Raw genomic sequence first — 21,175 nt, 5'->3', positions numbered from 1 at the left:
TAATAGTAACGTAAAGTTGAGAATATAAATCCATTCGCTCTACAAAAATCTAGAATAATTAACCTAAAAGGAACAGAACGGTAAATGCATAATAATTCACCGCTCTCTATTGGCATTTTTGCAATGTTATTCAAGTAGACTAGTCCGCTAATTTCACCGCAGTACCAAATGCCAAAATTTCCGAAGAACCATCTACGATTGAGCTTGTGGTAAATCGAATCCCTACAATTGCATCGGCACCTTTAGACTCAGCGTCCGCCACCATGCGCTGTATAGCAATATCACGCGCGTCGGTCATCATTTCCGTGTAACCACGAATTTCGCCGCCAACAATGCTCTTGATACCCGCCATGAGGTCACGGCCAATATGTTTTGATTGAACAACATTACCAGTTACAACCCCTCTGATTTCAGAGATCTGCTTGCCAGGAATGCTTTCGGTCGTTGTGTAGATCATTTTTAATCCCTTATAAACGTAAAAATTTATACCCAAGCTACCTTATAACTAACATAAGATGCTAACCAATAAATTGAGAAGACTGATAAACAATACTCTAAATAGCCAAGCTAAAAGTCATTTGGGTATAAATTTTAGCAATAAAAAAGGAGAGCTAATGCTCTCCTTCTCTTAATCCTAAACTGCTAATTAAAGAGCAGCTTTCGCTTTTTCAACTAGAACTGCAAATGCAGCTTTGTCGAATACTGCGATGTCCGCAAGGATCTTACGGTCGATCTCGATAGATGCTTTCTTAAGACCGTTGATGAAACGGCTGTAAGATAGACCATTTTGACGAGATGCCGCATTGATACGTGCAATCCATAGTTGACGGAATTGACGTTTCTTAGCGCGACGGTCACGGTAAGCGTATTGACCAGCTTTAGTAACTGCTTGGAAAGCTACGCGGTAAACACGTGAACGCGCACCGTAGTAACCTTTAGCTTGTTTTAGAACTTTCTTATGACGTGCACGAGCTTGTACACCACGTTTTACGCGAGGCATTATGCTTCTCCTAAACTAAACGATTGATAACTAAAAAGAATTAAGCGTATGGCAACATACGGATTACTGCAGCCACTTCACATTTTGGAAGGATTGCATTTGGACGTAGTTGACGCTTGTTCTTAGTAGTACGCTTAGTCAGGATGTGACGTTTTGTAGCGTGCTTGTACTTAATACCACCAGCAGTTTTCTTAAAACGCTTAGCAGCACCTTTGTTGGTTTTCATCTTAGGCATGATGAATAACTCCGCATTGAGTAGGTTTAATAAACAACGTAATTAGGGCGAACAAAACCCAGCCGTTATGCCTTTATCGAAAGGAAAGCGGCTAGGTTTTAATTACTTGATGAGCCGTTAATTACTTCTTTTTAGGGGCTAGCACCATGATCATCTGGCGACCTTCAATCTTCTTAGGGAAAGATTCAACTACAGCAATTTCTGCAGTATCTTCCTTAAGACGATTTAGAACGTCAACACCGATGTCTTGGTGTGCCATCTCTCGGCCACGGAAGCGAATTGTTACTTTCACTTTGTTGCCTTCTTCAAGGAAACGCGTCAGGTTGCGTAGTTTTACCTGATAGTCTCCAATATCAGTTCCAGGACGGAATTTTACTTCCTTGATCTGGACCTGCTTTTGCTTCTTCTTCTGCTCTTTAGCAGTTTTGCTCTTCTCGAAGAGGAACTTACCATAGTCCATCACACGACAAACAGGTGGCTCGGCGTTAGGACTGATCTCAACGAGATCCATACCAGCTTCTTCAGCAGCTGCAATGGCTTCTTGAATCGATACAACACCAACTGATTCACCGTCAGCGCCTGTTAGTCGAACTTCACGAATACCACGAATTTCACCGTTGATACGGTGCGGGTTTTGTTTTACCGGCTGTTGGCCACGTCTTCCGCCTTTAATAGCTTATTCCTCCAGATTGAGCTTACGGCTAGAGATCTCGTCTTGGATGTATGCAATAAAATCATCCACTTTAAATTTACCAAGATCTTTACCTTTACGAGTACGCACTGCAATTTCGCCAGCTTCCATTTCTTGGTCACCAACAACAAGCATATACGGTACACGCTTCAAAGTATGTTCGCGGATTTTAAAGCCAATCTTCTCATTTCTCAAGTCCGCTTTAGCTCTAATTCCACTTTTTTGTAGTTTTTGTACTATTTCTTGAACATAACCTGACTGTTTATCAGTAATGTTCATAAGAACTGCTTGTTCTGGCGCCAACCAAGTTGGGAAGAAACCAGCATATTCTTCGATAAGGATACCGATGAAGCGCTCTAGTGAACCTAGAATCGCACGGTGAATCATTACCGGTACAAGACGTTCATTGTTTTCACCTACATAAGTTGCACCTAAGCGACCTGGTAGGTTGAAGTCTAGCTGGACAGTACCACACTGCCACGCACGGTCTAGACAATCGTATAGTGTGAATTCAATCTTAGGACCGTAGAACGCACCCTCGCCTTCTTGAATTTCGTATGGGATATCCATCGATTCAAGAGACTGCTTCAATGCTTCTTCAGATTGATCCCAGATTTCATCTGAACCTACACGTTTCTCTGGACGAGTAGACAGTTTCACTACGATGTTGTCGAAACCAAATGTTTGGTACGTATCGTACACCATCTTGATACAGTTTGTTACTTCTTCTTGAATTTGGCTCTCAGTACAGAAAATGTGAGCGTCATCCTGAGTAAAGCCACGTACACGCATAATACCGTGTAGTGCACCAGATGGTTCGTTACGGTGACATGAGCCAAACTCAGCCATACGTAGCGGTAGGTCGCGGTACGATTTTAGACCTTGGTTGAAGATCTGTACGTGACCTGGACAGTTCATTGGCTTAATCGCGTATTCACGGTTCTCAGAAGAAGTTGTGAACATTGCATCAGCGTATTTGTCCCAGTGCCCAGAGCGTTCCCAAAGAACACGGTCCATCATAAGTGGACCTTTCACTTCTTGGTAACCGTACTCATCTAGCTTAGCGCGGATGAATACTTCTAGATCTCGGAAGATAGACCAACCATTGTGATGCCAGAACACCATACCCGGTGCTTCTTGCTGCATGTGGAATAGGTCTAGTTGCTTACCAATCTTACGGTGATCACGCTTCGCCGCTTCTTCTAGGCGAGTTAGGTGCGCTTTCAGTGCTTTCTTGTCGTGGAAAGCCGTACCGTAGATACGTTGAAGCATTTTGTTGTCGCTGTTACCACGCCAGTAAGCACCTGCAACATTCAGCAAAGTGAAGTGTTGACAGAAGCTCATGTTAGGAACGTGAGGACCACGACACATGTCGATGTATTCTTCATGGTGGTAAAGGCCTGGACGATCATCACGAGATACGTTTTCGTCTAGGATTTCCACTTTGTATGGTTCGCCACGTGATTCAAACGTATCACGCGCTTCCTGCCAGCTTACTTTTTTCTTAACCACTTCGTACTTGGTTTTCGCTAGCTCTTTCATACGCTTTTCAATCTTTTCAAGATCTTCTTGCGTTAGAGATTCGTCTAGGTCGATATCGTAGTAGAAGCCATTGTCGATGGTTGGACCGATCGCCATTTTAGCTTGAGGGTAAAGCTGCTTAAGAGCGTGACCAAGAAGGTGAGCACAAGAGTGACGAACGATTTCTAGACCGTCTACTTCATCTTTAACTGTGATGATTTCAAGGCTTGCGTCTTCTTCAATTAGATCACACGCATCAACGCGGTTACCGTTTACACGACCAGCGATAGTTGCTTTTGCAAGACCGGGACCGATCGATTGCGCAACTTCCATAGTAGATACTGGGTTGTCAAATTGACGCTGACTGCCGTCAGGAAGAGTAATAATAGGCATGCTATGTCCTTTACAGTGGTGTTGCACACCAAGCAACACATGTTATTCAAATTAGAAGCTATTTGTTGAAAATAGTTGAGAGTCAATAAAGGCCTCTCGGTAACACGAATACCGGACCGTTATCGAAAGTGGGATTGTACCTAGCTCACATTTAGAATGCAAAGCGCGATTTTGTTTTGTCATAAGAACTTAACCGCAGACCCGTCACGACAATCTGATCATGCTTTTTTAAGAGACCGCATAGCTGATGAATGGAATTGCCCCTCAATGAACTTACACAACAAATTACAATATCCCCTATTACGTGTGAACCGATACAAAGCCTAACACGCTGGGCGAGAGCTCAACGTGCGATTTAGGTATATAGTTGTTTTATAGAGTAGTTTGTATGTAGGTATTCATCATGGTCTATTTCAAATCGCGCTTTATGGTGCTTCTAAGCACCTCGATATGTTCTTTGCAAGCCTTCGCATCAAATGACTTATATGGCCCGCTGCGTTCTTACGCACAATCCCCAATGCAAGTGGTTAGTCACACCAACATACTACGTTCAGGACACAGTCTGCCCTCTGGTTTTGTCGAAGCCTATGGTTCGGGAACCGTGGCAAGTGTTTGGGCTCATACTGATGAATACGCACTGGATTATTACCACAATCAAATCGAATTAGGCAGCAAATGGCAAGTCAGCAACCGTTGGCAGTGGGAGCTCAACTATCGATGGGTCTTTGCCGCTGACAACCATTTAGATGGACTGACGAAAAGCTTCCATAAACTTTTCGGTATCGGACAAAATGGGCGGGATAAAGTAGACAGAGATCGTTTTTACATTTCAATGCCGCAATATGATGTGCTTGAAGATGATTTCGAAGGACAAACACTGGCCAATAACCTATCTACTTACTTACAGTATCAAGTGTTCCAAAATGAACATCACGGCCTATCGATTGGCGGCAGTTTGTATTTTAACGATGTGGCTCACGGCACTTTTCAAGGTAGCAGTTTCGAGCAAGGCTTCCAATTAAACTACAGCTACTTAAGTGATGCTCATGCATTTTATTCGATGATTGGCATGACTTTTCGCTCGGATGACCGTGCCTTACTCGATCTGCCCTATCGACATAATACGATTGCCATTGCGGGTGGGTACCGTTATGCCTTAGAAGATAACCATCACCTGATGTTGGAATATCATTGGTATCAAGGCTCAACAGAAGGGCCCACAGAGTTTGCTGATGCCTCTAATGAACTGGTATTAGGCTATCGATATCTAATGGAAAATTCAGCGCTTGAGTTTTTAGCCGTAGAGAACGCAAGAAACATGGATAACAGTACCGATATCGCTTTCACAATAGGATATCGGTACATATTTTCATCAAGTTGATGAGAGCTATAGATTTAGCGTTGGTGCAACTGCGGCAGCGACTTGAGCATCGGTTGCATTGATCGGCAACGTAAACGAGCGATATTGGTCACCAGCCAAGCTGAGCGAACGGTCAATCTCTGCCAAACAATGCATGACCTGCCCTTCCAGAATAAAAGAGAGCTCAATTTCTTTTGATGAGATAAAGCCGCTGTTACGGAACTCTAGCTCTTGATAAATACCAGAGCGAGAGGCAAACGAGCCACCGCGCAAAAAGCCTTTTTCAACATCGGCTTTAACCATAGTGAAGCCAGCTTGCTCGATCGCTTGAATAACCCGAGATGCTACTGGTAGTGGTTTCACTTCAATATAGTCACGGTCACGCGGGTCAATCGCAAAATCAATATCTAACGTCGTCTCGACCCAAACATGACATTGATTCTTAAGTGCGCTAACCGCAGTAATTGGCGTTTCATCATGCAGTTTTAGCTCAAACGGAACCTGCTTTTCTTCATTAGGTTGAATCACAAAAGGGTCAACTGCTTTCAATTGATCAATAGTGAAGGTTTGGTAACTTACGCTATCATCCACTTCGACTTTCATTTCCGTGTTCAATTTAATCGTAATAGCATCAATTTGTTGTTCGACGTCTCCGCCTTTGATATGAACATGCCCTTTCAGCGTCGCTCCTTGAAACACGCTCATTTCGTCCAAAATGGTATCTACTTTTGCAGAGCCGATCCCCAGTGATGCTTTCAATTTTTTAAACATACTTTTCCTTTTTTAGCGATTTTTCTTCTAATAATCGTTTGTTTACACAATTGTTTTCTGCTGTGCAAGCAATAGACCACAAGAAAATGTTTGAATTCAATCATCAATCCAAATAATGCTCAGCAGCAAGAGTCATTCAGCTCTGCAATAGGATTGCTCGGTCACTAAGCGGTACATTCGTCGAGAAATGTTTGCAATTTGTACCTAAATTAAGCAGTATTTGTATAGTCAAATAAAGGGAGATCATTATGTCTGCACCACTCTACATTCAAATTAAACAATTTATCCTGGATAAAATTGATGCTGGAGAGTGGGTAGTTGGTCATCGCATCGCCACCGAGATTGAGCTTACCGAGCAATTTGGTGTCAGTAGAATGACAGTGAACAAAGCAATTCGGGATTTAGTAAATGAGGGCCGATTACAACGTCGCCCACGCTTAGGCACGTTCGTGTGTGATCCTGGTGAAAAGTCAGAATCTCCCCTGCTAGACATTCGAAACATTGCCGAAGAAGTCAGCGATAGAGGGCGAAAGTATGGCAGTAAAGTGCTCAAACAGATTGCCATAAAAGCAGATGACAACATTGCGACAAAACTCGGCGTTATGCTAGGCACGACAGTGTTTTACAGTGAAATTATTCACTATGAAGACCAAACGCCGATTCAATTGGAGCTCCGCTGGGTGAATAGCCAATATGCCCCGAGTTATTTAAATCAAGACTTCACACAAATCACTCCAAATCAATACCTGTCAGATAATTGCCCACTCAGCGCGATAGAACATACTGTAGAGGCAATTGTGCCTGAAAGCCGTATTAAGCAAGACTTAAAAATGCAAGCCAATGAACCTTGCCTTCTCTTGAATCGCAGAACGTGGAGCCAAGATAAGTTAGTCAGTACCGCCCTACTTTATCACCCTGGTAACAAATATAAGCTGAGCTCAAAAGTGCTCATTTAAGGACAAGATTTGTCCTCTAGATCTACGTTTTGATCACATTTTAGCAACATCAATCTTGTCAGTGTTCTTATTTTGCTCTATTTATTTGTATATACATTTAATGATACAAATAAACACAGGGACACAAACATGGATTTGCTGATTGAAAACGCACGTCTAATTACCATGCAATCGGGAGAGTGCGGATACCTTCCAACGCCTCCAGCGCGCATTGGTATTCAATCTGGAAAAATCGTTGCGATCAGTACCTGTGCCATTGGTGAAGACGCACCGCAAACCGAGTCTCTGTTGTCTGCCCAACATTACCCTCAGAGTATCGATCTTCAAGGCCAGTTAGTTCTGCCGGGCCTGATCGACTGTCACACTCATCTTATTTACGCGGGCAATCGTGCCAACGAATTTGAAATGCGCTTAAACGGCGTGCCATATCAAGAAATTTCCAAACAAGGCGGCGGGATTCTCTCAACGGTACATGCGACACGCTCTGCAACCGAAGCACAACTAGTTGAGTTAGCGTTACCACGTTTAGATGGGTTACTCGCGAGTGGCGTCACTTCTGTCGAGGTGAAATCTGGCTATGGATTGACACTGAATGATGAAATAAAAATGCTCCGTGCCGCCAAAATGCTAGAGCAAGAGCGCAAAGTTAAAATCACGACTACACTTCTCGCCGCTCACGCCATTCCGCCAGAGTTCCAAGGTCGTGCAGATGATTATATTGAGCACATTTGTCAGGACATAATCCCTGTTGTCGCAAAGGAAGAATTAGCTACGAGTGTCGATGTTTTTTGTGAATCGATTGGTTTCAATCTTGAACAAACAGAAAAAGTGTTTGTAGCTGCAAAACGTCACGGCTTAAAGGTTAAAGGGCATACTGAGCAGCTTTCTAATCTCGGTGGTACAGCCCTCACTGCGCAATACAACGGTCTGTCAGCGGATCACATCGAGTTTTTAGATGAGCAAGGTGTTAAAGCACTTGCTCGATCAAACACCGTCGCCACTCTATTGCCTGGCGCCTTTTATTTTCTAAGAGAAACTCAGTTACCACCGATTGAGTTGTTGAGAGAGCATAACGTGCCGATGGCAATTGCTACGGACGTCAACCCAGGTACATCACCATTTTCTGATCTCACACTCATGCTGAATATGGCGTGCACGCTATTTCGCCTTACACCGCAAGAAGCACTGCGTGGTGTAACGCAACATGCAGCCAAAGCTCTGGGTTATCAAAACTCACGTGGCGAAATCAAAGTAGGGTTTGATGCGGACTTCTCTATATGGGATATCGAAAGCCCTGCGGATTTAAGCTATCAAGTCGGAGCAAAACGTCTGGTAGGTCGTATAGTAAATGGTGAATACATTTCACACGGAGGCCAATAATATGTCTCAATTCGACCTACATTCTCCCCTATTTCATTGGCAAGGCCGTCATGATGCCGAGGACGGCAAGCTTGGTCAGCGAATTCATCACGTTGTTCAACGCCAAAAAGCAGATGAGTTGAGTGCCGTTGCGCATGGCGTCTCATTACTCGGTTTTGCTACCGACGCTGGCGTTGCGAGAAACAAAGGACGCATTGGCGCGAAAAAAGCGCCAGACTTAATCCGACGAGCACTCGCTAATTTAGCATGGCACCAAGACGCCCCACTATATGACTTAGGTACTGTGGTGTGTGAAGACGACTTACTGGAAGAGAGCCAAGCTCTATGTGCAGCAACCATTTCAAGCGCACTGCCCCATACGCCAGTCATCGTGCTAGGTGGTGGGCATGAGATTGCGTGGGCCTCGTTTTCCGGCTTAGCGGAATATTTTAAAGCGCACCATCCAGAGAAGAAACCTAAAATCGGCATTATCAATTTCGATGCGCATTTCGATTTGCGCGCATTTGAGAGTAACCTCGCCGACATAAGACCGAGCTCTGGTACACCCTTCAACCAAATTCATCATTTTTGTCAACGTAACGATTGGGACTTTCATTACGCTTGTATTGGTGTAAGCCGTAGTAGCAACACTAAAGCGCTATTTGAAAAAGCAGATGCGTTAAATGTTTGGTATGTAGAGGACAATCAGCTCTGCTACTTAAACCACAGTTATCACTTAACTCAGCTTCAGCATTTTATTGACGACTGTGACTACCTCTATTTGACTATTGATCTGGATGTATTCCCTGCTGCAACCGCACCTGGAGTCAGCGCACCAGCAGCTCGGGGAGTGAGTTACGACACAATTGCCCCCTTTTTAGATCGAATTCTTCATTACAAAAATAAGTTAATGCTGGCTGATATCGCCGAATACAACCCAAATTATGACGTCGATATTCAAACAGCACGATTAGCTGCCCGTTTGTGTTGGGATATCGCCAACGCAATGGCGGAAAAACAGCACAAACCATAATGCATCCCAGATGCCACTGATTATTACGACCAAGCAAGTACTTGGTCATCACGAGAAACTAAAGGAGTCTGAAATGACACAGCGCCAGGGACAAGATCCACGACTTGATACAAGCAGAACAATTCGTGCACCTCACGGAGATAAACTGCGCGCAAAATCTTGGCTAACCGAAGCCCCTCTTCGTATGCTGATGAACAACCTTGATCCTGATGTTGCAGAACATCCACATTCACTGGTTGTATATGGCGGCATTGGCCGAGCAGCGCGAAACTGGGAATGTTACGACAAGATTGTTGAAGTACTTGAAAGACTCGAAGATGACCAAACGCTTTTAGTTCAATCAGGCAAGCCTGTTGGTGTTTTCCCTACTCATAAAAATGCCCCACGCGTGCTTATCGCAAACTCAAACCTTGTTCCGCATTGGGCAAACTGGGAACACTTCAACGAGCTCGATAAACAAGGCTTGATGATGTACGGCCAAATGACCGCTGGCAGCTGGATATACATTGGCTCGCAAGGTATCGTACAAGGCACATACGAAACGTTCGTATCTGTTGCAAAAAAACACTTTGACGGTGACGCAAATGGCCGTTGGATTCTAACGGGTGGTCTTGGTGGCATGGGTGGTGCTCAACCTCTCGCTGGTACAATGGCGGGCTTCTCCATGATTGCAGTAGAGTGTGATGAATCACGTATCGATTACCGCCTACGTACAGGCTATGTCGATAAGAAAGCGACTTCTTTAGATGAAGCGCTAGCTATCATTAAAGAGTCAGACACACCAGTATCGGTTGGTCTACTAGGTAATGCAGCAGACGTTTTCTCTGAGCTGGTAGAACGTAATATCACGCCTGATGTCGTAACAGACCAAACGTCTGCACACGACCCGCTCAATGGCTATTTACCACAAGGCTGGAGCATGTCTCACGCAGCAGAAATGCGTTTGCAAGATGAAGCAATGGTCGTAAAAGCAGCGAAAAAATCCATGGCTGTGCAAGTTCAAGCGATGTTAGAGCTACAAAATCGCGGCGCCGCAACACTAGACTACGGTAACAACATCCGCCAGATGGCCTTGGAAGAAGGCGTAGAAAACGCATTCGATTTCCCTGGCTTCGTTCCAGCCTACATTCGTCCTCTATTCTGTGAAGGTATCGGTCCTTTCCGTTGGGCTGCTCTCTCTGGCGATCCTGAGGACATCTATAAAACCGACCAAAAAGTAAAAGAGCTAATTCCAGATAATCCGCACTTACATAACTGGCTAGATATGGCTCGCGAGCGCATTCAGTTCCAAGGTTTACCTGCGCGTATTTGTTGGGTTGGTCTTAAAGATCGTGAGCGTCTTGGTCAAGCATTCAACGAAATGGTGAAAAATGGCGAACTTAAAGCGCCCGTTGTCATTGGTCGAGATCACTTAGACTCTGGCTCTGTAGCAAGCCCGAACCGTGAAACCGAAGGTATGATGGACGGTTCTGACGCCGTATCAGACTGGCCATTATTAAACGCGCTACTCAACACGGCGGGCGGCGCAACTTGGGTTTCACTGCACCACGGTGGTGGCGTAGGAATGGGTTTCTCGCAACACTCAGGTATGGTTATCTGCTGTGACGGCAGCGAAGATGCCTCACAACGTATTGCCCGCGTGCTGCATAACGACCCAGCAACTGGTGTCATGCGTCATGCTGATGCGGGATACGATATCGCTAAACAATGTGCAGCAGAGCAAGGGCTAGATTTGCCAATGCTCAACGAAGAACTGAAGAAGCTCAAGTAAGGATGAAAGAGATGTTAAATTTAACGCTAAAGCCAGGTCATATTAGCTTAAACGAACTACGCCAAGTGAGCCGTTCACCAGTCAACCTCACTTTGGATCCTGAAGCCATTCCGGCCATTGAAGAAAGCACACAGGTCGTAGACCGAGTCATCGCGGAAGATAGAACGGTTTACGGAATTAACACTGGTTTTGGGCTATTGGCTAACACACGAATAGCACCAGAAGATTTAGAAACACTGCAACGCAGTATCGTTCTTTCTCATGCGGCAGGTATCGGTGAGTTTATGTCAGATGAAACGGTTCGTCTGATGATGGTATTAAAAATCAATAGTCTGTCTCGTGGCTTTTCTGGGATTCGCCTAAAAGTCATTAATATGCTGACCGACCTAGTCAACGCACAAGTTTACCCTTGCGTACCTAAAAAGGGCTCTGTTGGCGCATCAGGTGACTTAGCTCCTCTAGCCCATATGAGCACAGTATTACTGGGAGAAGGACAAGCTCGCCACAACGGTAATATCATTTCCGGGCAAGAAGCATTAAAAATCGCAGGTCTAGAGCCTATCACTCTGGCGCCAAAAGAAGGCTTAGCGCTACTAAATGGGACTCAGGCATCCACAGCGTTCGCATTGGAAGGACTGTTTATCGCGGAAGACCTTTTCGCGTCAGCAACCGTTTGTGGTGCAATGTCTGTTGAAGCCGCTCTCGGCAGCCGACGTCCATTCGATCCGCGCATTCACCGTGTACGTGGTCATCGCAGCCAAATGGACGCAGCACTCGCATACCGTCATTTGTTAGACACATCGAGTGAAATAGGTGATTCGCACACTAACTGTGAAAAAGTACAAGACCCGTATTCTTTGCGCTGTCAGCCTCAAGTGATGGGTGCGTGTTTACAGCAAATCCGCAATGCGGCGGAAGTATTACAAGTAGAAGCGAACTCCGTATCAGATAATCCGTTGGTGTTTGCTGAAGATGGTGACATCATCTCTGGCGGTAACTTCCACGCGGAGCCTGTTGCAATGGCAGCCGACAACCTAGCACTTGCGATTGCCGAGATCGGCAGCTTGTCTGAACGTCGTATGGCATTACTTATCGATAGCGCGCTATCAAAACTACCACCGTTCTTAGTCGACAATGGTGGTGTGAACTCTGGTTTCATGATTGCTCAGGTTACCTCTGCTGCGTTAGCAAGTGAAAACAAAACACTCGCTCACCCAGCGTCAGTAGACAGCTTGCCAACATCTGCAAACCAAGAAGATCACGTGTCAATGGCAACATTCGCGGCTCGCAGATTGAAAGAAATGGGCGAAAACACTCGCGGTATTCTGGCTGTCGAATACCTCTCAGCAGCACAAGGCCTAGACTTTAGAGCGCCAAACAAGTCCTCTGAGCGTATTGAGATTGCGAAACAAATGTTGCGTGAAAAAGTATCGTTCTACGATAAAGATCGCTACTTTGCTCCAGACATTGAACAGGCAAACACTCTGCTTAAGCTGGCTATCCACAACACGCTCATGCCAGAGAGCTTGTTACCCAGTGTTCAATAATTAAGCATAACTGGCATTTCACCGAATAAAAAGATGATGACTTGAAGGCTCTACGTTCTGCGTGGAGCCTTTTTACATACGATTAAACATGTTGATAGCACTATTTATGAACGCCTGTCTACTTTGATGGCTATACTTTAAAAGATAGGCGAGCGAAAAGGTCGTTGTTTATTGTTTTCACAAATAAAAGCGTTGCTAAAGTATGCGTTTTTGACGGTTTATCCGCCGAAATAGTGTCTTATTGTTAGGATACGGTGAAGTTTTCACTGGATGGACCATTGCTACGCAGATATTCGCATATAATCCCACACAGTTTTGGTTACTACGTAAAAATTATGTTTCTAACACCTTATTTTTCAAACACTAATCACCAGTTTCAGTTCACTCGCGAACAAGCAAGCCACTTTGCAAAACGTGTCGCAGGTGACTACAACCCAATTCATGATGAAGACAACAAACGCTTTTGTGTCCCTGGAGATTTACTTTTCGCTGTGCTTCTTAGTAAAGAAGGCGTTAGCCAAAAGATGCGTTTTAACTTCTCTGGCATGGTAAACGATGGTGTAGCACTTCATATTGAAAATAAGTGTGACAAAGAAAGCGCTGTTGTTGACGAGGCAGGTAAAGAATACTTACACATGTCCCGTGAAGGTGAAACTAACCACGATCCGGAATTTATTGAGCATGTAGTGACAAATTACGTGCAATTTTCTGGTATGAACTTCCCTCACATCATGGTTCCTCTTATGGAAGAGAAGCAAATGATGATTAACTGCCAGCGTCCATTAGTTATTTATGAAAGCATGGAAGTCGAATTTTCACGCTTAGACCTTACGCATCCAGAGGTTGATTTCACTGGCGCAACATTCGACGTAGAAGGAAAACGAGGTGTAGTCACCTTAAACTTTGCGTTCAAAGAAGACGGTGAAGTCGTTGGTAAAGGTATTAAGCGCATGGTTGCAAGTGGCTTGAAGCCATATGACCAAGAAGCGGTTGACGACCTTGTACGCCGCTTTAATGAACGTAAGGATGCATTCCTAGCAAAGTTCGTTAAGGCAGCCTAGTCGACTGCCCTATCAGAAGCGCACAAAAAACGTGTTTACTAAAAGAAAGCCCAACGTCGACCGTTGGGCTTTCTTTTTATGTCTCATCCAAACAAAACTAAACGCAATGCTTAGAGCCAACGACGAACATGGTTTTTATAATCCACATACTCTTCACCAAACAATCGCTCTAAAACGCGTTCCTCAGGCTTGATTTGAAACCGATTCATATAACTGACAAATATCACGCCACAAAGCACCACACTCAAGTGCTGCCACCACAAACCAGTTGCTATGATTAGAAGCAATAATGCCGTGTACATAGGGTTGCGTGAAAAGGCAAACACACCAGTTCTTACAACAGAAGATGCCGCTTCAGGTTTTACTGGGTTCACTGTGGTTTTTACTTTGCGAAATTCATACACGCCAGCAATGCCCATGTAGCCAGACAACAAAGTTAATACACCTACTACAAATTCAACAAAGGGTACTCGAATGTTCATGCTCGGCGTCAAAACTTTAAGTCCGTACATCAAAAGTATGACTAACAAAAACACCGCAACAGGTGGGACTTTGAGTTCAAGTTTTCTCAAGATTCATATCCTTTGAAAGGGTCTAAGTACGGTTTCTAAAAAGCCCAGTAAAACTGGGCTTGATTTAGTCCGATTACAACAAAGTTAACAATGCCTGAACGGGATGCTTGGGCTTCGTTCCTTCAAAGCGTTTCACTTGGCTGCGGCAAGAATAGCCTGTAATCAAACATCTCTCGCTATCCAACTTATCTAAGCTTGGCTTCCAGCTTAAATTGTAAATATCTTTCGACATCGACAACTTATCAACCTCATGACCAAACGTACCCGCCATACCACAACAGCCAACAGGTACCGTATTCAAAACTGCACCAAAGTGAGCAAAAATAGCGCCCCACTCTTTTTCCGCATTTGGCATTTTGGTTTTTTCAGTACAGTGCGCAAACAGATACCAAGGTTCCTGCGCCTTATGCTCTCCGCTTTCAAACGCTTCTAGTCTTGGGTAAAGCCATTCGTGGGCTGTTAGTACATCGAAATTACCTCGCTTACTGCCAAGTACTTCAGCGTATTCATCTCGATAACACAGCACCAAAGCAGGATCGACGCCAACTAATGGGATATCCAAATCCGCGACCATCGCCAAGAACTTCGCTGTGTCGGCTGCTGTGTCCTTAAACTGACGTAAAAACCCTTTAATGTGTTGTGCTTTACCATTCGGCTTAAACGGCAGAAGCACCGGATTCATGCCCAGCTTTTTCAATAACTTAACGAAGTCTTCAACGACATCAGCGTCGTAGTAGCTAGTGAATGGGTCTTGAACAATTAAAACATGCTTGCTCTTTTCAGACGAAGACAAACCACTGAGCGCTTGCAGATCATAAGGCGTTGTCAGCGACTCTACTCGTTGTTTCAAGGTGGGTACTGATAACAACGGCGCATCGACATACCCGACCGTAGATGCCGTTAAACTTTTCACCCACGACTGCTTCAAAACACCATTTACGACACCTGGCGCTTTTGCCATCATCGGCAGCATAGTCTCAATGTTCGCAACCAGATAGTCTTTTGCAGGACGTTGATAACGAGAGTGATAGATGTTTAAAAAACGTGAGCGAAAGCTCGGAACATCGACTTTAATCGGACACTGACTCGCACACGCTTTACACGCCAAACAACCATTCATCGCTTCATACACTTCGTGAGAGAAGTCATACTCGTGACGACGATTGATAGAATGACGTACGCGGTCAATCATGGTTTTGATTGATGTTTTTTTTTCTAGTGTTTGCTTTTCTAAGTCAAGAATATCAATGCCTTGCTCAGTAAGCTGACGCAACCACTCGCGAACCAAACCCGCACGACCTTTCGGTGAATGACGACGATCGGCTGTTACTTTCATCGATGGACACATTGGCGAGCTGGTATCATAGTTAAAACACAAACCGTTACCGTTACATTCCATCGCTTGTTTAAAGCTGTCACGTACTTGAACGTCAATCTGACGGTCATAGTAACCACGTTTGGTATCGGTAACTTTGACAAGCTCTGCATCACTATCCAGCGGTGTACAGATTTTGCCCGGGTTCATTTTGTTGTGTGGATCGAATGCCGCTTTCACACGTCTCAGTTCAGTAAACAACTCGTCGCCGAAAAACTCAGGGCCATATTCTGAACGGAAACCTTTGCCGTGTTCACCCCACATCAAACCGCCGTATTTCGCCACCAGCTTGACCACTTCATCAGAAACTTCGTGCATCAATGCTTCTTGGTGCGGGTCACACAAATCCAACGCAGGACGTACGTGAAGCACCCCAGCATCGACGTGACCAAACATGCCGTAATTCAGAGACTTGCTGTCTAACAGTTCTCGAAACTCCACAATGAAGTCCGCCAGGTTTTCTGGTGGCACACAAGTATCTTCAGCGAATGCGACCGGTTTAGCACGACCTTTTGCTGCGCCTAACAAACCCACCGCTTTTTTACGCATGTTGTAAATACGCCCAATGCTCGCTACATCGTTACAAACTTGGTAGCCGATAATGCCCGCTTCTTCTGTTTCCAACATGGTATCGAGCTTGGCGGTCAACGCTGCAACCTGAGCAGCAACTTCCTCTTCGTCCTGACCTGCGTATTCCACCATATTGATGCCAAGCATCTCTTTATTTGGAACATCGGTAAGTAAATCGCTCACGGTGTGCCAAACGATATCTTGCTTCGCGAGATTAAGCACTTTCGAGTCAACGGTTTCTACAGATAGCGCTTTCGCTTCGACCATCAACGGTGCATTACGCAGCGCAGAGTCAAAGCTGTTGTATTTAACGTTAACCAACGTACGCGCTTTCGGAATTGGCGTCAGGTTAAGCTTTGCTTCGGTAATAAATGCCAATGAACCTTCAGCGCCGCACAGTACTCGTGTGATATCGAAACGGTCACCGTCTTCATTCAAGGCATTTTTTAAATCGTAGCCCGTTAAAAAGCGGTTAAGAGGAGGAAACTTATCTACGATCTGCTGGCGTTTTTCACGACATACGGATTCCGTTACACGTAGCGCCTTGGCAGCAAACTCATCTTCTTTTGGGTAGCCGTTGGACAGGTCTGATTCTAAAACTGAGCCATCAGCAAACACCGCTTGTAGCGACAAAACATGATCGGATGTTTTTCCGTATTTCAGAGAACCTTGACCAGAAGCATCGGTGTTGACCATGCCGCCAATCGTTGCACGGTTACTGGTAGATAAGTCTGGAGAGAAGAAGTAGCCATAAGGGCGAACTGCGTCATTTAACTGGTCTTTCACTACACCAGTTTGTACACGAACCCAGCCTTCTTTCTCATTAATCTCAAGCACTTTGTTCATGTGGCGAGACATATCCACCACAATACCTTTGGTTAGCGACTGACCATTGGTCCCCGTGCCGCCACCACGAGGTGAAAAGGTAATTCGTTCGTACTTTTCTTTATTGCTCAGTTTCCCGAGGAGAGAAACATCTTCTGTCGTTTTGGGATGAACGACAGACTGAGGAAGTTGCTGGTAAACACTGTTGTCAGTGGCAACCGCTAGTCGACTTGAATATTGGCTTTCGATATCACCAGTGAATCCGGCGTGCTCAAGCTCTTTCAGAAAACTAAGAACAAGAGGATCGACATCAGTTTGCGAGTGTAATCTTGGTAACATTTGCTTCCTGCCCCTACGACGCTGATCCGATCAGCTGCGGGTTGTGTAATTATTTGCTCACTTCTCATACAAATTGGCGCTAAGCGAAAAAAACACCACAAAAGAGTTAGTGAAGTAATATTCTTTGAATTTCGTCACTTTACAACATTTAAAAAGACGAGCAAATCAGAATCTCGATACAATAATTAAACTTATGCTTTATTTTTTTACGCTTGATGCCTTACATTGGGGAACGAATCGCGTTTCTAGATGAGTTTTCAGAATGAAAAAAAATAAAATTGTGACCACTGAAGATATCCTTCTCAAACTTTGCCAGTCTGTTTCTGGCGTACTTACTTCGGCGACATCTTCTCAAGTAAATTATTCAGCAATGGTGCAAAAAATCCACAAGACTAGCCTCAAACCAGATTTTGGCTGTTTTGTTCTGTTTGATGGCGGATTTACCGGGCTAGTTGTGATTAATTTTACGGCAAAAGCCGCACTGGAGATCTACACCAACTACATGCGTAATATGGGCATGCCAGAAGAAGAACTGGCAATATCTCATACTTCTGACGAGGTAGGCGATGTTCTGGGTGAACTCATGAATCAACTGGTCGGAGACTTCACTAATAAAATTCGTAAAGACCTGCAAACGAACATCACACAAAACCAACCAAAAATGCTGGCGCTGAATAAGCAAGTTATCTTACAAGTTGATACCAACCTTGACCGCCCTCAAGCGCGCAGAGTGACGTTCTCCACCGAAAACAACAATATTTTCTATCTCGAACTAGCAATGGATAAAACTGAGTTCATCCAACTGGAAGAGTTTGAAGTTGCTGAAGACGAAAACCCAGACGACATTTTAGAGGCAACACGTAAACAGTTGGCTGAGAAAGAATCTAAATCGTCGGGATCAAACGATGATGCCGATGACTTGCTCAACCAGCTCGGGTTGTAATTCTAACGAATCTTAATGAAGAATGGCTTCTTAGACACAAGTACGACTTCATACTGATTACGACGAACTAAAACGCCAGCCTCGCTTAATGCGAGGCTTCTTTTTATGTGCTGAAATTATCTTCAGTCCCACCTTGTATTTCGTTTTTATGTCAAAAAAGGTAATATGTCTGACTTCATAAATTTTCTGCTTTCGTTACTGGTTGTCGATGGATAAACAAAAAGCTCTGAAAAAAATCGCCAAGTGCTTAGAACTGGGCAATTCCGCTAATGTTAATGAGGCTGCCAATGCTATCAAAATGGCACATCGCCTCATGCTTAAATATGGTCTCGATAAAGACGATATTGAGTTCATCAGAATGGGAAAAACACAATCTTCTCATCTGCTACCAGCGAACATCAGTTCTACCATATTGCGAGTGATTCGCGGCATTAACACAAAATTCGGTGTCGAAGCAGTATTGTTGAATCACAAAGGGCTCAAACGTGTCGAATTTATCGGTGAAGCAGATCGCGCTATTTTTGCTGCATTTGCTTTCGATATTGTTTATCGCGAGATGAACGAAAGTACCGGACAATTCCGAAACAGCTTTGCTGGCACCGGCACCTCTTCTCAGGAAGTGACTCGCCGTGTGAACTCATTTGTATCTGGCTGGGTGGAAGGCGCGATTGAAAAATTGCCAATTATTTCTCCAGATGAAGAGTCGGCCAATAAAATTAATGACTATATTGATAAAGAATTCCAAAACATTGACCGCGAAACGTTCAAGAAGCAATTGAAAGAAGCGATGAAAAACCTAACTGAAGACTACGAAGTGGGCTTAAAGAAAGGTAGAAAGGTTTCAGTTAACCGTGGAGTGGGCGGCGAACAAGCACGCAAAATGTTGGGCGATTCATCGAAATAGCCAGAATAGTAAAGGATTCACATAAGCAGCAATGACTTCGATGTCGATGGGGCTTACTTTGAGAGCTTTGGCAGTATTGATAGGAATTTTCTTACAGAAACTCTTATCAATCTTACTTTCTCATAACAAATATTAATGCTTGTTTATTCATAATTCGCATCCCATTATGAGGCATGGTTTCGCCTCAGTTTTATACGGAGATTTTCCCTTGAAAAAGATGCCTATTGCACTAGCTCTAGTGCTAGCTCTTACTGGCTGTCAAGCCACTCAACGCCAAAATGCAACAACGGGTGAATACGAAACTAACTCCACCACGCAAGGCGCGCTTATTGGTGCGATCGCTGGCGCAGCAATCGGCCTAGCAACGGGTGATGATGCTAAAGAACGTCGTCAGCATGCACTCATTGGTGCAGCCGCAGGCGGAGCGACTGGCGCTGGCGTTGGTTACTACTTTGACCAACAAGAAGCGGAATTACGTCGCGCTTTGCTAAACTCTGGCGTACAAGTTCAGCGTGTTGGTGAAAATCAGCTTTTACTGCGTATGGAAAACGGTATCGGCTTCTCTTCAAGCTCTTACCAACTTGATGCTAGTATCCATAACACTCTACGCGGTGTTGCTCGCATCCTAGTTGAGTACCCAGATACCAGTCTCGTTATTGATGGTTACACGGATAGCACAGGCAGTGAGTCATACAACCAAACGTTGTCAGAGCGCCGTGCAGAGTCCGTACGTCAATTCCTAGTATCTCAAAACGTTGCACCTGGTCGTGCAATTGCACGCGGCTACGGCGAACGTAACCCAATTTGCTCAAACCAAACTTCTGAAGGTCGTGCGTGCAACCGTCGTGTTGAAATCCAGATCTTGCCACTGAAGTAATTTGGTTGCACCATAACGGTAATAATAAAAAATTACCGGAGCAGGCCTAACCATTATCGTTAGGCCTGACATATTAATGTCTGTCAAAACGTCTGCCCTACTCTGCTTATTTAGCCTCAGCTTTTCTGGCTACTCACTTGCCTCTCAAGCTCCAAATGACCCCATCGAACAATACGAGTACGCACAACAATTATTGGCATCAAACGAAGCTGAAGCCTCACCAGAAACGCGCTACTGGCTAGAGCAATCCGCCAACCAAGGTTACCTCCCTGCACAAAAACAGCTCGCGAACGACTTTGCTAAAGGGATAAATGGCGAAAAAAATGAAACACAAGCGTTATATTGGCTAACCTCTATCGCACTCAATGACCCAACCGATCGTGGATTTCTTCTCGCCGATTTTATTCAGCGCAATCCAGATAAGGTCACAACTTCTCAATTGACTGAAGCCTTGTATCAAATGGCTTCTCAGCATAATCCAGCAGCAGAACAAGCTTATAATCAACTGTTAGAGCAGCGCTTCAACCAACTGCGAGCTAAGCAAGTCTCGCAAATAAAGTCGCTCGATAAAAAGGCGGAGCAAACACTAGAAGAGAAAAGCACAGTTGCAAACCCCAAAGTAGAACACTCGCCGTTTCTATGGCTGATTTGGCTAGCGGCGATACTCATCATCTGCGGCTTAAGTTTCCTCGTGTTCAAAAAACTCAAGCAGAATAGAAAAGCGCGTGAAGCCAAAGAGGAAAGCCAAAATCAACGAATGGCGGAAAAAATAAAAGAGCTAGAGTTTACGAACAAGCAACTGAAGCGTCAGTTAGAGAAAGTATTCAGAGAGTTTAAGAAATCCAAAACTCAGGCAGAAAACCATAAGCTAAGCGTCGCATGCGCCATGCTTGGCTACACACCACAAACCATCCCTGATTTACAGGCAATCAAGCTACGCTATAGACAGTTATCAAAGCTTTATCATCCTGACACAAGGGGCAGTGAAGAAGAAATGAAGCGACTCAATCATGCCTTTAAGCTCGTCTCACAAAATGTTACAAAACAGTAAAAACAGGTCAGGATACTATGG

General features: G+C 44.6%; 19 protein-coding genes. 11 read left to right on the top strand and 8 right to left on the bottom strand.

Features of this window, described 5'->3' with window-relative positions:
• Positions 1-139: 139 nt before the first annotated feature.
• The 5 genes from R7Q38_RS07525 to thrS all read right to left on the bottom strand — a co-directional run bounded on the left by R7Q38_RS07525 (position 140) and on the right by thrS (position 3,840).
• Positions 140-457: a heavy metal-binding domain-containing protein gene (locus R7Q38_RS07525; RefSeq protein ID WP_005377919.1), complete on the bottom strand. Its 318-nt coding sequence runs from the start codon at positions 455-457 to the stop codon at positions 140-142.
• A 189-nt stretch (positions 458-646) separates the two neighbouring features.
• Entirely contained in the window at positions 647-1,000 is a 354-nt protein-coding gene (rplT, locus tag R7Q38_RS07520; RefSeq protein ID WP_004727974.1) for a 50S ribosomal protein L20, read from the bottom strand.
• Between the two features lie 40 nt (positions 1,001-1,040).
• Positions 1,041-1,235, bottom strand: a complete 195-nt coding sequence (gene rpmI / locus R7Q38_RS07515) for a 50S ribosomal protein L35 (RefSeq protein WP_005377932.1) — start codon at positions 1,233-1,235, stop codon at positions 1,041-1,043.
• Positions 1,236-1,356: 121 nt separating this feature from the next.
• Positions 1,357-1,908: a translation initiation factor IF-3 gene (gene infC, locus R7Q38_RS07510; protein WP_080276913.1), complete on the bottom strand. Its 552-nt coding sequence runs from the start codon at positions 1,906-1,908 to the stop codon at positions 1,357-1,359.
• 3 nt (positions 1,909-1,911) lie between these two features.
• Positions 1,912-3,840, bottom strand: coding sequence for a threonine--tRNA ligase (thrS, locus tag R7Q38_RS07505; protein ID WP_005395892.1), 1,929 nt, complete (start codon positions 3,838-3,840; stop codon positions 1,912-1,914).
• A gap of 403 nt (positions 3,841-4,243) precedes the next feature.
• On the opposite strand from thrS, the gene R7Q38_RS07500 reads away from it, so the two are divergent.
• A complete protein-coding gene (locus R7Q38_RS07500; RefSeq protein WP_005377942.1) occupies positions 4,244-5,221 on the top strand; it encodes a DUF3187 family protein in 978 nt (325 codons plus the stop codon).
• A gap of 6 nt (positions 5,222-5,227) precedes the next feature.
• Here R7Q38_RS07500 and R7Q38_RS07495 read toward each other — a convergent pair whose 3' ends face one another.
• The gene (locus R7Q38_RS07495) at positions 5,228-5,971 is read right to left on the bottom strand and encodes a sporulation protein (protein ID WP_017821818.1); all 744 of its coding nucleotides are present in this window, start codon (positions 5,969-5,971) and stop codon (positions 5,228-5,230) included.
• Between the two features lie 248 nt (positions 5,972-6,219).
• On the opposite strand from R7Q38_RS07495, the gene hutC reads away from it, so the two are divergent.
• From hutC to R7Q38_RS07465, 6 genes are all read left to right on the top strand, one after another.
• Positions 6,220-6,927: a histidine utilization repressor gene (gene hutC, locus R7Q38_RS07490; RefSeq protein ID WP_005385493.1), complete on the top strand. Its 708-nt coding sequence runs from the start codon at positions 6,220-6,222 to the stop codon at positions 6,925-6,927.
• A gap of 129 nt (positions 6,928-7,056) precedes the next feature.
• On the top strand, positions 7,057-8,307 hold the full coding sequence (gene hutI, locus R7Q38_RS07485; RefSeq protein ID WP_318114177.1) for an imidazolonepropionase: 1,251 nt from the start codon (positions 7,057-7,059) through the stop codon (positions 8,305-8,307).
• A gap of 1 nt (position 8,308) precedes the next feature.
• The gene (gene hutG / locus R7Q38_RS07480) at positions 8,309-9,319 is read left to right on the top strand and encodes a formimidoylglutamase (protein WP_239938354.1); all 1,011 of its coding nucleotides are present in this window, start codon (positions 8,309-8,311) and stop codon (positions 9,317-9,319) included.
• Positions 9,320-9,392: 73 nt separating this feature from the next.
• The gene (gene hutU, locus R7Q38_RS07475) at positions 9,393-11,090 is read left to right on the top strand and encodes a urocanate hydratase (RefSeq protein WP_025998636.1); all 1,698 of its coding nucleotides are present in this window, start codon (positions 9,393-9,395) and stop codon (positions 11,088-11,090) included.
• 11 nt (positions 11,091-11,101) lie between these two features.
• The gene (gene hutH, locus R7Q38_RS07470) at positions 11,102-12,637 is read left to right on the top strand and encodes a histidine ammonia-lyase (RefSeq protein WP_017634855.1); all 1,536 of its coding nucleotides are present in this window, start codon (positions 11,102-11,104) and stop codon (positions 12,635-12,637) included.
• A gap of 335 nt (positions 12,638-12,972) precedes the next feature.
• Complete coding sequence (locus tag R7Q38_RS07465; RefSeq protein WP_047100718.1) at positions 12,973-13,698, top strand: DUF3581 domain-containing protein; 726 nt, start codon at positions 12,973-12,975, stop codon at positions 13,696-13,698.
• Positions 13,699-13,808: 110 nt separating this feature from the next.
• Here the strand turns inward: R7Q38_RS07465 and R7Q38_RS07460 are convergent, their stop codons facing one another.
• Entirely contained in the window at positions 13,809-14,270 is a 462-nt protein-coding gene (locus tag R7Q38_RS07460; protein WP_033905135.1) for a methyltransferase family protein, read from the bottom strand.
• A 73-nt stretch (positions 14,271-14,343) separates the two neighbouring features.
• Complete coding sequence (locus R7Q38_RS07455; RefSeq protein ID WP_213969507.1) at positions 14,344-17,379, bottom strand: FAD-binding and (Fe-S)-binding domain-containing protein; 3,036 nt, start codon at positions 17,377-17,379, stop codon at positions 14,344-14,346.
• Positions 17,380-17,641: 262 nt separating this feature from the next.
• On the opposite strand from R7Q38_RS07455, the gene R7Q38_RS07450 reads away from it, so the two are divergent.
• From R7Q38_RS07450 to R7Q38_RS07435, 4 genes are all read left to right on the top strand, one after another.
• Positions 17,642-18,322 carry a DUF3334 family protein gene (locus R7Q38_RS07450; RefSeq protein WP_005388843.1) on the top strand — a complete coding sequence of 227 codons (681 nt, stop codon included), beginning with the start codon at positions 17,642-17,644 and terminating at the stop codon, positions 18,320-18,322.
• A 208-nt stretch (positions 18,323-18,530) separates the two neighbouring features.
• Positions 18,531-19,226 (top strand): DUF2786 domain-containing protein, encoded by a 696-nt coding sequence (locus R7Q38_RS07445; protein WP_005377954.1) that lies wholly within the window; start codon positions 18,531-18,533, stop codon positions 19,224-19,226.
• Positions 19,227-19,443: 217 nt separating this feature from the next.
• Positions 19,444-20,103 carry an OmpA family protein gene (locus R7Q38_RS07440; RefSeq protein WP_005377956.1) on the top strand — a complete coding sequence of 220 codons (660 nt, stop codon included), beginning with the start codon at positions 19,444-19,446 and terminating at the stop codon, positions 20,101-20,103.
• Positions 20,104-20,179: 76 nt separating this feature from the next.
• Positions 20,180-21,154, top strand: coding sequence for a J domain-containing protein (locus R7Q38_RS07435; RefSeq protein WP_047100720.1), 975 nt, complete (start codon positions 20,180-20,182; stop codon positions 21,152-21,154).
• Positions 21,155-21,175: the final 21 nt, after the last annotated feature.

It is taken from the genome of Vibrio sp. Vb0598, assembly GCF_033338935.1.
Lineage (GTDB): Bacteria > Pseudomonadota > Gammaproteobacteria > Enterobacterales > Vibrionaceae > Vibrio > Vibrio alginolyticus.
This window is presented reverse-complemented; position numbering and strand designations above follow the sequence as displayed.

What these genes read in the sequence shown, in the direction of transcription:
- R7Q38_RS07525 (WP_005377919.1), bottom strand. Translation starts at nt 457, where the DNA reads ATGATCTACACAACGACCGAAAGCATTCCTGGCAAGCAGATCTCTGAA.
- rplT (WP_004727974.1), bottom strand. Translation starts at nt 1,000, where the DNA reads ATGCCTCGCGTAAAACGTGGTGTACAAGCTCGTGCACGTCATAAGAAA.
- rpmI (WP_005377932.1), bottom strand. Translation starts at nt 1,235, where the DNA reads ATGCCTAAGATGAAAACCAACAAAGGTGCTGCTAAGCGTTTTAAGAAA.
- thrS (WP_005395892.1), bottom strand. Translation starts at nt 3,840, where the DNA reads ATGCCTATTATTACTCTTCCTGACGGCAGTCAGCGTCAATTTGACAAC.
- R7Q38_RS07500 (WP_005377942.1), top strand. Translation starts at nt 4,244, where the DNA reads ATGGTCTATTTCAAATCGCGCTTTATGGTGCTTCTAAGCACCTCGATA.
- R7Q38_RS07495 (WP_017821818.1), bottom strand. Translation starts at nt 5,971, where the DNA reads ATGTTTAAAAAATTGAAAGCATCACTGGGGATCGGCTCTGCAAAAGTA.
- hutC (WP_005385493.1), top strand. Translation starts at nt 6,220, where the DNA reads ATGTCTGCACCACTCTACATTCAAATTAAACAATTTATCCTGGATAAA.
- hutI (WP_318114177.1), top strand. Translation starts at nt 7,057, where the DNA reads ATGGATTTGCTGATTGAAAACGCACGTCTAATTACCATGCAATCGGGA.
- hutG (WP_239938354.1), top strand. Translation starts at nt 8,309, where the DNA reads ATGTCTCAATTCGACCTACATTCTCCCCTATTTCATTGGCAAGGCCGT.
- hutU (WP_025998636.1), top strand. Translation starts at nt 9,393, where the DNA reads ATGACACAGCGCCAGGGACAAGATCCACGACTTGATACAAGCAGAACA.
- hutH (WP_017634855.1), top strand. Translation starts at nt 11,102, where the DNA reads ATGTTAAATTTAACGCTAAAGCCAGGTCATATTAGCTTAAACGAACTA.
- R7Q38_RS07465 (WP_047100718.1), top strand. Translation starts at nt 12,973, where the DNA reads ATGTTTCTAACACCTTATTTTTCAAACACTAATCACCAGTTTCAGTTC.
- R7Q38_RS07455 (WP_213969507.1), bottom strand. Translation starts at nt 17,379, where the DNA reads ATGTTACCAAGATTACACTCGCAAACTGATGTCGATCCTCTTGTTCTT.
- R7Q38_RS07450 (WP_005388843.1), top strand. Translation starts at nt 17,642, where the DNA reads ATGAAAAAAAATAAAATTGTGACCACTGAAGATATCCTTCTCAAACTT.
- R7Q38_RS07445 (WP_005377954.1), top strand. Translation starts at nt 18,531, where the DNA reads ATGGATAAACAAAAAGCTCTGAAAAAAATCGCCAAGTGCTTAGAACTG.
- R7Q38_RS07440 (WP_005377956.1), top strand. Translation starts at nt 19,444, where the DNA reads ATGCCTATTGCACTAGCTCTAGTGCTAGCTCTTACTGGCTGTCAAGCC.
- R7Q38_RS07435 (WP_047100720.1), top strand. Translation starts at nt 20,180, where the DNA reads ATGTCTGTCAAAACGTCTGCCCTACTCTGCTTATTTAGCCTCAGCTTT.